The organism is Bradyrhizobium sp. Kon37 (genome assembly GCF_055807535.1).
In genome coordinates this window covers 11700-26419 of record NZ_JBVVOY010000019.1, presented here as the reverse complement: position 1 = coordinate 26419, position 14720 = coordinate 11700, and the positions used below count along the sequence as shown (strand labels likewise).

The following is a 14720-nucleotide window of genomic DNA, read 5'->3' as shown; positions in this document are numbered from 1 at the left end:
GGCCACACGCCTCGCTGGATCAGTCCGGGACCAAGGATGACAAACGCCTCCTCGCTCGAACGGCGCCTGCGCGCGGAAATGACCGGCGACGTCCTGTTCGATCCCTTCAGCCGCGGCCGCTACGCCACCGACGCCTCGTTCTATCAGATCGTGCCCGCGGGCGTGGTCGTGCCCCGGACCATGGACGAGGCCTTGCGGGCGCTGGCGATCGCCCGGGACGACGGACGGAAAGTTACCCCGCGCGGCGGCGGCACCTCGCAATGCGGCCAGACCGTCAATGACGGCCTCGTGGTCGATCTCTCGAAGCACCTGAACCGGATCCTCTCGCTCGACGTAGCAAACCGCAGCTGCGTGGTCGAGCCGGGCATCGTGCTCGACGACCTCAACCGCCAGCTGAAAAAGCACGGCCTCTGGTTTCCGGTCGACGTCTCCACGGCCTCGCGCGCAACCATCGGCGGCATGGCGGGCAATAATTCCTGCGGCGGCCGTAGCCTGCGATACGGCACCATGCGCGACAACACGCTGTCGATGGAGGCCGCGCTCGCCGATGGCAGGCTGAGCCATTACGGCGAGGTGTCGCGCGATCTCTCCGACCTCGATGCGAACGACGGCGCCCGCGCCCTGTTCCGCGACATGCTCGATCTCGGCGCCCGCGAGGCCGGGGAGATCGCCGCGCGCTTCCCAAAGGTGCAGCGCCGTGTCGGCGGCTACAATCTCGATGCGCTGGTGCCGCGCAATGCCCGCAACAACATGGCACACCTTCTCGTCGGCTCCGAGGGCACTCTCGCCTTCACCACCAAGGTCGAGCTGAAGCTGTGGCCTGTGATCCGCAACAAGGTGCTCGGCATCTGCCATTTCGGCCGTTTCTACGAGGCGATGGACGCGGCCCAGCATCTGGTCAAGCTGAAGCCGATCGCGGTCGAGCTGGTTGACCGCACCATGCTCGCACTCGGCCGCGACATCGCGATGTTCCGGCCCATCATCTCCACCGCGATCAAGGGCGATCCCGACGCCGTGCTGGTGGTCGAATTCGCCGAAGAGAACCAGGCGGACAATCTTCTGCGCCTCAAGCAGCTCGGCGAGCTGATGGGCGATCTCGGCTTCGGCTGGAACAATGACAAGCGCAAATGGGGCGGCGTGGTGGAAATCACCGAGCCCGCGCTGCAGAGCGGGATCGCCGATTTCCGCGCCGCCGGCCTCAACGTCATGATGTCGATGAAGCAGGAGGGCAAGCCGGTCTCCTTCGTCGAGGACTGCGCCGTGCCGCTGCCGCATCTCGCCGACTACACCGCGCGGCTGAGCGAGGTGTTTGCCAGGCACGGCACCAGCGGCACGATGTATGCTCACGCCTCCGAAGGCTGCCTGCATGTGCGGCCGGTGCTGAATTTGAAGCTGGAGAAGGACGTCAAGGCGATGCGGGCCATCGCCGAGGAAGCCTTCGAACTGGTGCGCGAATACAAGGGCTCGCATTCCGGCGAGCACGGCGATGGCCTGGTGCGCTCCGAATTCCACGCAACGATGTTCGGCGAGCGCCTCGTCGCCGACTTCCGCGAGGTGAAGCAACGCTTCGATCCCGATGGCGTGCTCAATCCCGGCAAGATCGTCGACGCTCCCAGGATGGACGACCGCTCGCTGTTTCGCTTCAAACCGGACTATCGCGTCGCTGAGCTCAAGACCAAACTCGACTGGTCGGCTTATCCCGGGGCCGGCGGCGGCTTTCAGGGCGCGATCGAGATGTGCAACAACAACGGCGCCTGCCGCAAGCTCGAGGGCGGTGTGATGTGTCCGTCCTACCGCGCGACGCGCAACGAGAAGGACGTGACGCGAGGCCGCGCCAACACATTGCGCCTCGCGATCTCCGGCCAGCTTGGCGCGGGCGCGCTCTCCTCTGACGAGATGATGGAGACGCTAAAGCTTTGCGTGTCCTGCAAGGCCTGCCGCCACGAATGCCCAACCGGCGTCGACATGGCCAAGATGAAGATCGAGGTGCTCGCCGCGCGCGCGGCCTCGCACGGCCTGACCTTGCGTGACCGCATGGTCGGCTACCTCCCACGCTATGCCGACCTCGCGTCGCGCTTTGCGCCGCTGGCAAATTTGCGCAACCGCAGCCCGTTGCTGCGAAAGCTGTTCGAGCGCTTTGCCGGCATCAGCGCGCGACGGGCCCTGCCCGCCTTCCGCAGCGATGTGTTCGTGCCGCCCGCGGACAGCGTTGGGCCGGAAACCGGCCGCGAGGTCGTGCTGTTCGCCGACACCTTCAACCGCATCTATGAGCGCGAAAATCTCGAGGCCGCGCTGCGCGTGCTTTCGGCCGGCGGCTATCGCGTGCATCTGCCGAAGCCGGCAAGCGGTGGCCGCCCGCTGTGTTGCGGCAGGACCTTCCTGTCCGCTGGTCTCGTCGACGAAGCCAGGTCCGAGCTCGATCGTCTTGTCGCTGCCTTCGCGCCGTTCGCCGCGCGCGGCGTGCCGATCGTCGGGCTTGAGCCAAGCTGCCTTTTGACCTTGCGCGACGAGCTCGCCTCGCTGCGCAAGGACGATGATGCCAAGGCCGTCGGCGCCCACGCGCTGACCTTCGAGGAATTCCTGGTGCGCGAGGCCGAGGCCGGCCGGCTGCAACTGCCGCTCGGCGCGATCGCCGACAAAGCCCTGGTGCACGGCCATTGCCATCAAAAATCCTTCGGCGCGCACAAGCCGGTCGAGCAGGTGCTGCGCCTCGTTCCCGGCCTGAAGGTCGAGACCATCGAGTCGAGCTGCTGCGGCATGGCCGGCGCCTTCGGTTATGGCGCGGACACCTACGATGCCTCGATCGAAATGGCCGAGCTCTCGCTGCTACCCGCGGTGCGGCGCGCAGATCAGAATACGCTGCTCGTCGCCGATGGCACCTCCTGCCGACACCAGATCCACGACGGCACCCAGCGCGAGGCGCTTCACGTCGCGCGCGTGCTGGCGATGAGCATTGATCGTGCGAAGACCCAATCCACAACCACTCCCCTTGCAAAGGAAACCAGCCATGGCTGACCTCACCCTCGACACCGCCCGCAAAATCCTCGACGCCGCCTTCGCGAAATCCACCGAGCTGAAGCTGAAGCCGCTCGTCGTCACCGTCCTCGACGCCCGCGGCGTGCTCAAGATCGCCGCGGCGCAGGACGGCACCAGCCTGATGCGCGCCGAGATCGCGCACGGCAAGGCCTATGGCGCGCTCGCATTGGGCATGGGCTCACGCGCCCTGTTTCAGCGCGCGCAGGAGCAGGCCTATTTCATCGACGCCGTGAACACCATGGCCAAGGGCGCGCTGGTGCCGGTCCCCGGCGGCGTGCTGATCATGGACGGCACGACACTGTTTGGCGCTGTCGGCGTCTCCGGCGACACGTCGGACAATGACGAGGCGTGCGCGATAGCGGGCATCCAGGCCTCGGGGTTGAAGGCTAACGCGGGATAACGATCATCCACGAACCGAAGCTCCCACGACCGACGAAGATACCAACGCGATGGCGGTGTACTTGAAGAGCATCGCCGAACCAGCGTCGCGGCCGCCGACAGCGTTTGCGACTTTGCCGACCACCGAGAGCAGTCTCCTGATCAGCCTCGGCAAGACGGTCTACGACGCGCGCTGCGCGAGCTGTCACGGCGCTCAAGGCGAGGGCAAGCCGCCACACTGGCACCGCTCGCTAACAACCAGTCGATCAAGATGGAGTCCGCCGTCAACGCGATCCGGATGGTGCTGAAATATCCGCCGGGCACGGAAGGCAATCCTCGCCCCTACGGCATGCCGCCATTTTGCCGGGCTTCTCTCGGACAACGAGGTCGCCGGCGTGGTCTCCTACATCCGCACCGCATGGGGCAATCGCGGCGCCCGGTCAGCGTGCGCGACGCCAACGAACTACGCTCCGCGCCCTGAACTGAGGCCCAGATGATCAACACGGAGCTCCCCGAGCAGACCGAGACTACCGCTGATGAGCGGGTCAATCGCATCGTGGCGGCCGGACCAGGCGGGGCACTGACGGTGGCCGGGATAGCTACGGCACTGGTCGTCGGGATGTGGTTCGCGTTTTACCTCTTCGTCTTTCTCCCTCGCGGGGCCCTGCAATGACCATCCATGATGCCCCTCGCGGCGCCGAGGTCGCCGCGCGCACGGAGCGCCGCTGGGCGACCATCTCGGTGATCATCATCGTGGTGCTTGCTGTACTGGCGGCCTTCGCCGGCATCCACCAGGTCACGGTGCCGCAGCCGCGCGTCGAGACCATCGATCCGACGCGGCTGCGCCTCTCAGGCGAGTTCGTCGAATCCAATCTCGGCAGCGTGCTGGAGCCGAACGGCGCGCTGACGGTCCGTGCCATCGGCCAGCAGTATTCCTTTACGCCGGGCTGCATCCTGGTGCCGGCCCAAACGCCGATCACGTTGCGCGCAACCAGCGCCGACGTGGTCCATGGGATCATCGTCCAGGGCACCAACGTCAACACCATGCTGGTGCCAGGCTACGTCTCCGAGCAATTGATGCGCTTCGAGAAACCCGGCGACTATCTGATGCCGTCCCAGGGAATTCTGCAGCTTCGGCACGAAGGCACGTAGGGCAAGGTCAAGGTGATCGGCAAAGAGGAATTCGCCGCCAAGGCGAAGAGCGGCGGGAGGCTGAGCTGTGTTGGTGAATAGAAGGCTCGTCCTCGCGCATTTCTGGCTAGCGTTGGCCGTGTTCGGGCTCGCACTCTTCCTCGGGGCCTGGCAGATGTTCGTGCGCAGCCCGCTGTACACCTGGACCAGCAACCCGGAATGGTACTACCCAGTCAACCCAGGGAGAGGGATAAAGTCCGCCAATTGCGGGCGGTGGTGCGGAGGGTTCGGGAAAGATACCGGTACGCCACCGTTAGAGGTTTGTGGACACGTTCACTACGTTAAATGCTGGCGAGATACATTAGGCGAAGAGCCCGAATTGACTGCCTCGAAAATCGGAGACGTGGATCAGCCTCGTTGTTCACTAGCACCGGCCCAAATCTCTGAGGCGTGTTGTCGCAAGACCGTCGCCTCCCATTGCAAGCAGATTGCTGGGCGAGGGACTTGCGACAGCCTTGGTCCAACTCACCGGCTTGTCGCATATCAGCAATGGGACGGGACTAACTGGCGGGCGCTTGTCAAACTCCATGACCCGGTACCCCAAATGGGAAGACGGCGTTGAGTTGAGGCACATTGCGCCGCTATGGCAGCTTCGTGCAGACACTTTACCGATTGCTCCGTGGTGTCGGGCCAGCTAGCTGAGGAGACGGCTCAGCGGGGCTGCTATAGGCCTTCGCATTGACAGCACCAGGGAGGGGAGCCGGCCGACGTTGACAGCATTATACAGGAACCCAGCTAAAGGGATGCTGACATGCCGCGCCGCCTGACGTCAGTTTGGGGATCACAACGCTGCTGCAGAATATCTGACCTGACGATTGCGGTTTTGGCGGCGTAGACTCGACCTTTTTACGTTCGACGTCTCGTTTAGATTCTAACGGCGGAGCAAGCTTTTCGTCGTGCACCTTCTCGCACTCATTGTCGTCATTGACGCGGAGGCCCGCGTGGAAAGTGATCTTGACGCAGGCGTCGCCGTCGGCTCGGAAGCCGTGGTCGCAGACTAGCGGGCCAGGAGATCGCACTTGAACTAGGCGGGACGTCGGCGCCACGTAGAGTCATTTCACCGCGCCCGTTGAAGACGGCGGTGAAGGTATCGGCGCAGGCAACGGTTGGGCCGTCGTCGGCTCTGTGGTCACCCCCGCCACATACTGGATGCTGATGCCGATGATCACGCATCCGTTGCCTGCCGTGGGCATCAGAACCCGGTGTTCGTTGGCGCCGCTCCGGTACAAGGGAAGTCCTGAAAGTTTGCCGATCAAAGCGGACGATTTCAGGATGTCCTTCTCCACGTCGCTGCAGGTACGCGCCGACGGAAACACCTGAACGGCGGTCGCATCGCAACCATTGGCGGAAGGGCTCGCCAAAATCACCGATGTCGCGCGCGGCGCAACCGCGCTCGGATATGCTTGGATGGCGATGGATTCGAAGACATGCAGGTTGGGCGCGCCGGCATTCCAGTTCGAAAAGGCGCGGTGTGGCGCCTCGATTGCAGACCTCGATCCGCGCTCGACGGCGCCGACGCATGGACCGAGACCGGCCTTCCTGGCGTGAAGCACAGGCTCCGGCTTGTCTGGCAGACTGAGACTCCCGACATCGGGATTGACCGGGATTGATGCTGCGGGACGCGGTGCCGCTGGCGCGGGGTGCGACGCCGCTTTCGGCGGCGCCTTTGACTGCGGCTTCGGTACCGCTTCCGCGAGCGGCCATGGGCCGTTCGGGCCTGGCGGCCGTTCCGGCTGAGTTGGCGCTTGCACGAGCAGAGTGCGCCCGATCGGCCTGGCCTCAACCCGCGCCAGTGTGCCGCAATGGACGACGCACACCAGGACTCCGACGGCTCCCCGCCACCGGCGTGCAGTATGAAGATGCACTATTCCCAACCTTGATCTCGCGGCTAGTTCAACGTCAACGAACTGGATACGACACCGCCGTAGGCGTTTTGATCGGGCGAGCCGGAGAACGTTGCATTGAACCGCCAACGGTCCGTGACGGCGTATCCGACGCCGACGGCAAGGCCTGACGAACCCTTGAAGTAGCCGTACGACCCCGCGACCGAGACTTTTCCGGGCCGCTGATCGAATTGCAGCGCGCCTGCCGCCAGCGCCAGGGCGATGCCCGCGCGCGCCTCGCGCAGATTGTCCGTGACCTGACTCTGTAAGTTGGTGATCTGGCTCTGGAAGCCGGTGGTGATGCCGGAGAGCTGGCTGACGTTCACGGCATCGGTCGGGTTGATTCCCGCGGCAACATTGGTGATACGACGCTCGGCTCCCGCCGAGCCGACCGAAACCGTGTTGGCGGCGGTGGCGACCGATCCGGCGCCAAGTGCGACCGAGTTGGTTCCCGATGCAACGGCGCCCGTGCCCAGGGCGGTACTGTTTGTCGAAGACGCGACCGCGCCGTTGCCGAAGGCGGAGCTGCCGGCGGCCGCGCTCGCGGTGGCGCCATCGCCGATCGCGGTGTTGCCGAGCCCCGCCGCTGAACCCGCGCCGATCGCGGTGGAACCGGTGGCGACGGCGCCGGTTCCGATGGCGATGGCATTCGCGCCAGTGCCGGCGGTCGCGCCGTCGCCGATTGCGACGCCGCTTGCCCCCGTCGCGCTGGAGTTGTTGCCGGCCGCGAAGGAATTCGTGCCGCTGGCGTTCACGCTGCTGCCGATGGCCGTCGATGACGCGCCCGCCGCTGAACTGCTGAGACCGATCGCGATGGACTGAGCGCCGCTGGCGTGGGCGCCAACACCAGCAGTTCCGCTCCCGCCACCTCCAATCGCTACGCTATAAGCGCCGGACGCCTGAGGTCCAGGACCCCCAGCAAGGGCCGCGCCCCCGCCAATAGCTGTGCTGGCAAGGCCGGTGGCCTCCGAGAGGGACCCATACGCGCTGCTATAGTCTCCGCTCGCGGAGCTGGAGAAGCCGGCCGCCGTGCTTGACGCGCCACTTGCAGTGCTGAACACGCTCACCGCCGTGCTGCCGAGGCCATTTGCGGTGCCTCCACAGGCTAAGCTTGCCACGCCTGTCGCGGAACCGAGGGGGCTTCCCGTCCCGGCCTGGCCGCAGACCGCCTGCGCAGCGACCGGCGCCGGAGCGAGCGCCAGGATGGACATCGAGACAGCAGCGGAGAGAGTCGCAACCGCGATGACGATGGATGATCGCCTTGACCGCGGAGACGTGGCGGCGCGTGCGCAAGGTCTGACCAGATTGAATGTCGCTTGAGTGACGAGGCTAGGCATTTGTGCTCACAGCTTTAGAAGGTCATTGGCCGGCAGTGACCCGTCGGTTGGCATGCCGGACGAATAACGTCTTGCTCATCTCGTTCGTCCGACGTTGCGCGAAGCTGGAGCAAGAGCGCCGATCGCACATCAACCGTTCGGTTGAAGTCGGAGGGTCTTTCACCCGTGCCGCCGTTTTCCCGTTCGCTGTTGCCGAATTACATCCCCTGCGAGAAGTCGATCTGTCTCTGGCTTGGAACATGGTCCCGACGCTGGTTCTCGCATGTCACATCGTCAGCGTCGAAATATCGCCATGCGCGAGGCATTGCATTCGTGCTGCCGCGGAGGCAGCACATGAGCGTAATCGATTTTATTCCCGCATGGGTCGTTGCGAAATTCGCAATGCATTCGCGTGATACAGAATGCCCAATGCATGTTCGATACGGTACGAGCCGGCCATGACCTTCGAAGCATCGGAGCTTTCAGAACTGATCGGCGATATTTATGACGCCGCACTGGAGCCCGCACTATGGAGGGTGGCGCTCGGCCGTTCCTGCGCGTTCCTGGGCGCCTCTTCGGCGTTGCTCCATTGGCATGACGTTGCCGGCGAAAATTCGGCCGCACTGCATCCCTTCAACGATGACCCGTACTACACCCGGCTCTATGTCGAGAAATACTGGTCGATGAATCCGGTGTTTCCGGCTGCGACATTCGTGGAGCGCGGCGTCGTCTACACGCCCAGCGAAATGATCCCGCAGGCCGAACTCACCGAGACCCGGTTTTACAAGGAGTGGCTGAGGCCTCAGGGGATCGTTGGCTGTGTCGCCTCGAATCTTGAAAAAGGTGCGGCGAGTTCCACGGTGCTGACGATCCGAAGAAACGAGGAGCAAGGGAACGTCGATCAGGAGATGCGACGCCGCGCCGCATTAATCGTTCCTCATTTTCAGCGTGCGGCCTCGATCGGCCGACTGTTTGATCAGACGAGGGCAACCCAGGCGGTGCTTACGGAAACGCTCGAAAACATCGAGGCTGGGATATTTCTGGTTGGCCCGAACGGCCATATCGTCTTCGCCAACGCACCTGGTCGAGTCATGCTCGACGAGGGTACGCTGCTGCGCGAGAGCCGAAACGCGCTTGCGGCGGTCGAACCCGCGGCGCAGCGCATGCTGCGGGACATATTCCTGGCCGCAGAAAATGCTGACACGCCGGCCGGCCGGAGAGGCATGTCGATTCCGCTTTCGACGTCTCCGCGCGGACGCTGGTTCGCGCATGTCCTGCCGCTGACATCGGGTGATCGCCAGAAGAAGGTCGGCTCGCTCCATTCCGCCGTCGCCGCCGTATTCGTTCGCAAGACGTCACCCGCGAGTCCGCTGCCGCTGGAAGCGCTGACAAGGTTCTACAAGCTCACGACGAGTGAGGTCCGCGTCCTCGACGGTGTCATGAGGGTCAGCGGCGTGCGGGGGCTGGCTGATCTGCTGGGACTGTCGCAAGCGACGGTGAAGACGCATCTCCATAACGTCTTTCGCAAGACCGGCACCAGCCGCCAAAGCGAACTGGTGAAATTGGTCGCCGGCTTCGAGCCGCGGCAGGCCTCAGCAGTGGATACCAGATTGTCGTGACGCCCGAATCCCCCGCCCCTGTCGAACCTGATCGAAGATATCTGTGATCCGGCACCTGATCCGAGCTTGGGGATCAACACCCTTGAGCATTCCACACGACGTCCGAAGTTCGCACTTTCAAGGCTGATCAGCGACGTCTACGACGCCGCGCTTGATCCGACATTGTGGACGCGCGCTGGAAAATTCCTGCAGGTTCGTCGGAGGGATTTCCTCGCCCTGTTCTGGCACGACGCCGCAAGTGAAAGCTCTGTGCTTAATCTGTTCAATGAGGACCCGCACTACACGCTGCTGTATTTCGACTTATACATGCCGCTGAATCCGCGTTTCCGGTCGCCACTTTCGTCGATGCGGGGGTGGTGTACTGCTCGGACGACCTCATCCCGAGGGACGAATTCCTCAAGACGCGCTTCTACAAGGAGTGGGCCGGGCCGCAGGGCATCATCGACGCCCTCTTCGGTCTAAATCTAACGCGCTGGCCCCAGGTCCGCTATGGGGTCAAAAGCGGCGGTAGACACCAAGCCTGATCGGCGTCCGGTTTGCCTCTCACAGCAGACCTGAAACCCTCGGCGGCCGAGAAGCGCGGCACGCACCGCGCAGGTCCGCTCGGGTGATAGTGAAGGTTTGCCGCCGGGGTTAGCGGTAGGGCTTCTTAACAAGGCGCCAGAGCTCATGCCGGCCCCCCTGGGGCCGAATGCATGTATGGCAGGCTCGTTCGGAGGTCTGTCGGGACTTAGGCGGTCGGCTAGCTGACATAGCACGAGAAAGGCTCAGCAAGGCAGCCATAGAGCCACAATTCGCGCGCATGTTCCTGTAGGAGCTGCCAGCTCGCGACTACCGTCCTCGGTGTACTCAGGTCTCTCGTTTGCGGCACCTTAGGTGAACCCATGAGACGGGCGGGCGCGCTGGTTGTCATTCGGAGCCGATCACTTCTCGTAATTGACGCGATGGTGATCAGCCATCAAACTGGGGTACAAGAGCTGTCTTCCTTGACTGATCTGACTATGCCTCTCACCGTCCCGCGGCCAAACGTCAGAGTGGCAACTAGTCCTCGATATTGGGCGTAGCGGCTACGCCGGGCCTCGATCAGGTCATTGGTTTCGATCTGGTGCACGTGTTCCGCCGATCCGTTCATGAGCCACAAATTGCGACCATGTCTGCCGACAGTAAGAGATTGTCACTCAATATGCCGGCTGATTTCGTTCGGAATGACATTCCGCTCTACATGCCGCAAGATGGCGATTACGAGTGGCTGTACAGTCTCACGCCGCGATACCTTCGGAAAAGCGCTCGCGATGATATTGTAGGAGAGCTTTGGATCGAGCTTTCGGAGCGTCGTGTTAGTCGGACCGACGTCCCGGCGTGCGCGACACGCTTGGTTGCCGCCTTCAACAAGGAAAACCCTATGAAGGCATACGGGGACATTCACTCTCCGCTGCCTCTCGACGCGCCAACTTACCTCGACGGGACGATGTCGCGCGTCGAGATTGTCTCAGAGAGCCTCTGGGCGTGAACTGACAAGACCGAGGTGGAGGCCCGCCGGTCCCCGCTGGCGGCCCTTAACCTAACCTTAAGAAATCGTTGTGCGGCGATGCCATGCTGGATTAGAATAATCGCGGTGTCAGTAACAGTTGCGTTTTGAGCGTTATGATTACATACAAGCAGTACCACATCGAGCGATTTGAGCACGGGCCCAAGCGTTGGGTGGCGCGTATCACCCGAACCGATGGCCAGAAGATCCGCACAATCCTGCCGGCTTCTGACCATTCATATATCGAAACGAAACCCACCGCGTCCGCTGAGGAAGCTGAGGCACTTGCCAAGGAAGGCATCGACTTCGGCGGCGTGGTGTAAGTCCGTGGTCCTCGCTACGAGAGGCAGGCGATGACGGCGAGAACCACGTCAGCACCCAACTCACCCGAATACATTGCGAAGACAAATCCGGCACCCACAACAAGCGTAATTGCTTTGAGCGCAATCATCTGAAATCCCCTCGTTAATGATCGAAGGCTAGACCCGGAGCATTTCGGGAGTGCTTCGCTCGGCGCGGCAAATGGCTTCGTTCACCCAGGCGTTACCGGAGGCCGCAGCGGGCACCACGTAAATGGGCCGCAGCAAGGGACACTACGGAGTGGCGGCAGCACGGCCGCGCACGGGAGATATTGAGGAAGCTACCGTTTTCTCAGTTGAGGCCGCTTCAGTGGGCGAATGTTCTACGGGCCGCGCTGGCGAGAGCTGGGCACACTCCTCAATAGGAGCGAGGTTTCTTCTCAGGAACTCGGTTCCAGTTTCGGCGTTATCGGACATGCCTAGAGAGATCAGGATAACGTTGTGGTCATTAGCAGCCGCCTGCTTGGTGGCCTTTGGCGTCGCGGCTATCGTCTCTCCTCACTGACGTTCTTAGCGCGTTCGAGGTCGCAAATTGCGGCGGCTTGACGCTGCTGAAATCCGGCCTGAGGTCAGATCCGCAAGCTGCCATTTAGAGCGGGCGGAAGGTTTGCGACTCGCAATGCTCGATGGTGGCTGAATATCGAAAGTTTTTTAGTTCGTTCTCATTAAAGAAAATACTGTAAGCCCAGCGTTTTGTTTGCTCGTTAGCTCCGCTTCTCAGGCAGACAATCCATGGTACTGACGAGTTCGGAGGCGCTGGGATCGGCGCCGATATTTCCAGCGGTGGCTGAAGCTTGGCCTGGGCTGCTGCCGTCTTAAGACCGCTGACTACACTTGGCGCAGATAGATTCGGGGCGGGTGTTTGGGTTAACTGCGGCGGATCGGCAGTGGACGAACAGCCCGCCAAACAGACAGTGGCTGCGATGGCAAATTGGATGCCTGAGCCGCTCCTCATCGCGCCGCTACCCCGAACCAACTGACTTTGTGAAAGATCCGGCGGCTGAGCCCACGAAGTCGCCAAAGAACGTAGCGATCCGGCTCCGCGCTTCGGACGTATCCTTTGCTTCCGCGATCGATTCTCCAATTGACTTGCCGCCTAAGTTCGGCGGCATAGCGTTGAGAGCGGCGAGCGCCTTGGTCGTCAACCGGAGGCGTTCGCGTGGAGTAAGCCCTGCGCTATGTACAAACTCCTCTTCGTTGAGCCATTGCAGCGTCGCGCCGAAGACCTCTTTGAACATGCGACCAGATTCTAACTTTTCGGTCGGGTCATTGACTCCCATGATCAGCATCACCGGCAAATCATTGATGTTCACTCGAATGGGGTGCTGCTCCAAAAGCTGATCGAGAATGAGGCCGGCGATGGCTGCAAACTCCCGTAAATTGGCCCGCTCGCTCATCTTCATCTCCTCCCAACCTATCTAGGCGCAACCGCGGAGCGGGAGCAATCCCCCGGGCGCGTCCGCTGCCAGCCCCGCGAGCCCCGGGTCGTTCCTTCATCAAGCAATTAACAACTTAAAGCCTGCCATATGAGCGCTCCAGCGGCTCAGATGGGCGCGCTGGCGCGCACAGAGGCATTTGCCAGGCTGCTAGCCAATTCTGCTAACATGTTGGCGAGAATCGGATGCCGGTCGCTGATCAAGCTTCAAACTCGCGCCGGCTCACAAAGTCGGCTAGGCCTTCGTTCAGACTGGTGAGCTTGCGTGGGCAGGCCAGCATTTAGCGACTGTCTTATTCGGCGCGCGGCCCTAATCTGGTGCCCTGATGATAAAGCGTGACATCCCCCTTCTTGTCGGCAGCGCCGCGGTCTGTGCGGGATTCCTGCTTTTTGCGCCACGCCATGCTCCGCCCAGATGTGTTGGACCCGTCGAGACTCTTTCTGGAAATTGCACGCGAAACTGAGCTGTCCTAGCCCGCCCTTTTGTGCCGGCAGGCGCCCTCCCTTCTTAGGGGACGCTTGGCGATTTACCGAGCGCCTAACGTACGTTCGGCACCGCAAATTAAGGCGGCTAGCCACTGCTGAAATCCTGCTTGACTTCAGGGCGCCGGTTACCGCATCCGCCGCACGCAAAACGCGGCGCGGCGCCAGTGGCCTCCTTTCCTTTGAGTAGCGGTCTAATTTGTCTTACTCTTGGGCCCAACTCACGTCCCGGCCGACCTAGTCACTGCCATACTCTTGGCCGTTTTGCGGCCAGAGGGTTTAGTCGTGTCCATTGTTCTGCTCGCCTGTAGCGTCGCAATGGTTTGGGCAAAGCGGAAGCCGCCGAGTGAAAGGTAAGCTCTCGCATGACGCGTCAGCGTAGAAGGAAGGCAACACACCACTGGCGGAGACGCTGTCGGTCGAACTATGGTGAAGTTGAGCCACGGCCGCCGGCTCACGACGGCTGGCCTACCAATCATCGTAACGGGGGGCAGACGTGTTCGTTGGGAAGCCCGCAACTGCAGCGTTGATAGCATTGTCATGGATGTCGCCCGCAGGTGCGCTGAACAACACCCAAAAGGATGCCATAGCGGCGATAACAATGGCGTCGCTTGTCAGCTTAACGAACTCATGTCCGCGATACGCAGTCATGCAGAAGGAAATTGAAGACGAGGCCCGCGCGGCTCGGTTGAGCGAACTTTCCGACGACCCAGAAGCGCCGACGTTTCGTCGCCAAGTCGAAGCCGAACTACTTCGACAATACAATGAGGATACGTCGCGCTTCTGCATGGCAGCTTGGGGGAGACTTGGGCCGAAGGGCAGCTTTCGACGCCAGTTGCTCAAGGCGAAATAGAACCCGCGGTGTTCCGGTTCGGGATGGGCCAAGGCCATTCCGGCGCGGCGTGTTCATTCTTGTGTCCCCCGCCTCAAGCCGGCTCATGCTGGCACGCGCTGTGCTAGTCCACCGGTACCGCGCCGATCGTGCGGAACGTCGCGGCGTCGGTCGCAGGAGCAGCCTCTCAGCCGTTCCTGCGACCTTCACTTTCGAGGCTCCGGCCCTCTGATCCGCAATTGAATCGGCAGCCGGGAGCATTGGGGGCTGGAAGCCAAGCGATGCCACGCCCTATATCGGCAACGCGTACAAGCCGGATTCCGGTAGTTGTCCGGAGTCCATTTTCGGAACGGGGTGTTCTACCATCGGAACATGGGCGAGATTTGAGCACCAATTCTTACTTCATCCGGAATGCCGCAGCGGGGGCTGGAACCGCGCTGCGGCTTTTCGTTGAGTGAACCCAATTCCTTTTTAGGCCGTAGCTGGGGAGCAATGGCTCGGCAGGAGAATTTGTGAGCATCCAAAGCATCATGGCGACTATATTGGAGCGCGAGTTGGCGGCGCGGGGCGTGCAATCGTTGAGGCATTCCGATTGCATGGACATAGTGGAAAATCTACTCGTCCGCTTGAAGGAGCTGGACCAGGAATTAACAGCGCGAA

9 protein-coding genes and 3 pseudogenes are annotated in these 14720 nt (G+C 62.2%); 8 read left to right on the top strand and 4 right to left on the bottom strand.

Features of this window, described 5'->3' with window-relative positions:
* The first annotated feature begins 36 nt into the window (after positions 1-36).
* The 5 genes and pseudogenes from AC0L3J_RS27850 (at position 37) to AC0L3J_RS27830 (ending at position 4647) form a co-directional block, all read left to right on the top strand.
* On the top strand, positions 37-3015 hold the full coding sequence (locus AC0L3J_RS27850) for an FAD-binding and (Fe-S)-binding domain-containing protein (RefSeq protein ID WP_473349049.1): 2979 nt from the start codon (positions 37-39) through the stop codon (positions 3013-3015).
* Positions 3008-3436: a GlcG/HbpS family heme-binding protein gene (locus AC0L3J_RS27845; protein ID WP_456769011.1), complete on the top strand. Its 429-nt coding sequence runs from the start codon at positions 3008-3010 to the stop codon at positions 3434-3436. Before AC0L3J_RS27850 ends, AC0L3J_RS27845 begins: the two co-directional genes overlap by 8 nt.
* A gap of 28 nt (positions 3437-3464) precedes the next feature.
* Positions 3465-3895, top strand: a pseudogene (locus AC0L3J_RS27840) (c-type cytochrome); the annotation flags it as partial.
* A gap of 12 nt (positions 3896-3907) precedes the next feature.
* The gene (locus AC0L3J_RS27835) at positions 3908-4087 is read left to right on the top strand and encodes a hypothetical protein (RefSeq protein WP_456769010.1); all 180 of its coding nucleotides are present in this window, start codon (positions 3908-3910) and stop codon (positions 4085-4087) included.
* Positions 4084-4647: pseudogene (locus AC0L3J_RS27830) on the top strand (cytochrome C oxidase subunit II). Before AC0L3J_RS27835 ends, AC0L3J_RS27830 begins: the two are co-directional and overlap by 4 nt.
* Before the next feature lie 1010 nt (positions 4648-5657).
* Here the strand turns inward: AC0L3J_RS27830 and AC0L3J_RS27825 are convergent.
* The 3 genes and pseudogenes from AC0L3J_RS27825 to AC0L3J_RS27815 form a co-directional block, all read right to left on the bottom strand.
* Positions 5658-6158 carry a hypothetical protein gene (locus tag AC0L3J_RS27825; RefSeq protein WP_456769009.1) on the bottom strand — a complete coding sequence of 167 codons (501 nt, stop codon included), beginning with the start codon at positions 6156-6158 and terminating at the stop codon, positions 5658-5660.
* A gap of 335 nt (positions 6159-6493) precedes the next feature.
* Positions 6494-7243, bottom strand: a complete 750-nt coding sequence (locus tag AC0L3J_RS27820) for a YadA family autotransporter adhesin (RefSeq protein ID WP_456769854.1) — start codon at positions 7241-7243, stop codon at positions 6494-6496.
* A 12-nt stretch (positions 7244-7255) separates the two neighbouring features.
* Positions 7256-7699 (bottom strand): annotated as a pseudogene (locus AC0L3J_RS27815) (adhesin); the annotation flags it as partial.
* Between the two features lie 563 nt (positions 7700-8262).
* On the opposite strand from AC0L3J_RS27815, the gene AC0L3J_RS27810 reads away from it, so the two are divergent.
* The gene (locus AC0L3J_RS27810) at positions 8263-9423 is read left to right on the top strand and encodes a helix-turn-helix transcriptional regulator (RefSeq protein WP_456769008.1); all 1161 of its coding nucleotides are present in this window, start codon (positions 8263-8265) and stop codon (positions 9421-9423) included.
* Positions 9424-11067: 1644 nt separating this feature from the next.
* The gene (locus tag AC0L3J_RS27805) at positions 11068-11274 is read left to right on the top strand and encodes a hypothetical protein (protein WP_473349047.1); all 207 of its coding nucleotides are present in this window, start codon (positions 11068-11070) and stop codon (positions 11272-11274) included.
* A gap of 998 nt (positions 11275-12272) precedes the next feature.
* Here the strand turns inward: AC0L3J_RS27805 and AC0L3J_RS27800 are convergent.
* A complete protein-coding gene (locus AC0L3J_RS27800) occupies positions 12273-12707 on the bottom strand; it encodes a hypothetical protein (protein WP_473349045.1) in 435 nt (144 codons plus the stop codon).
* A 1170-nt stretch (positions 12708-13877) separates the two neighbouring features.
* On the opposite strand from AC0L3J_RS27800, the gene AC0L3J_RS27795 reads away from it, so the two are divergent.
* Positions 13878-14081 (top strand): hypothetical protein, encoded by a 204-nt coding sequence (locus AC0L3J_RS27795; RefSeq protein ID WP_473349044.1) that lies wholly within the window; start codon positions 13878-13880, stop codon positions 14079-14081.
* Positions 14082-14720: the final 639 nt, after the last annotated feature.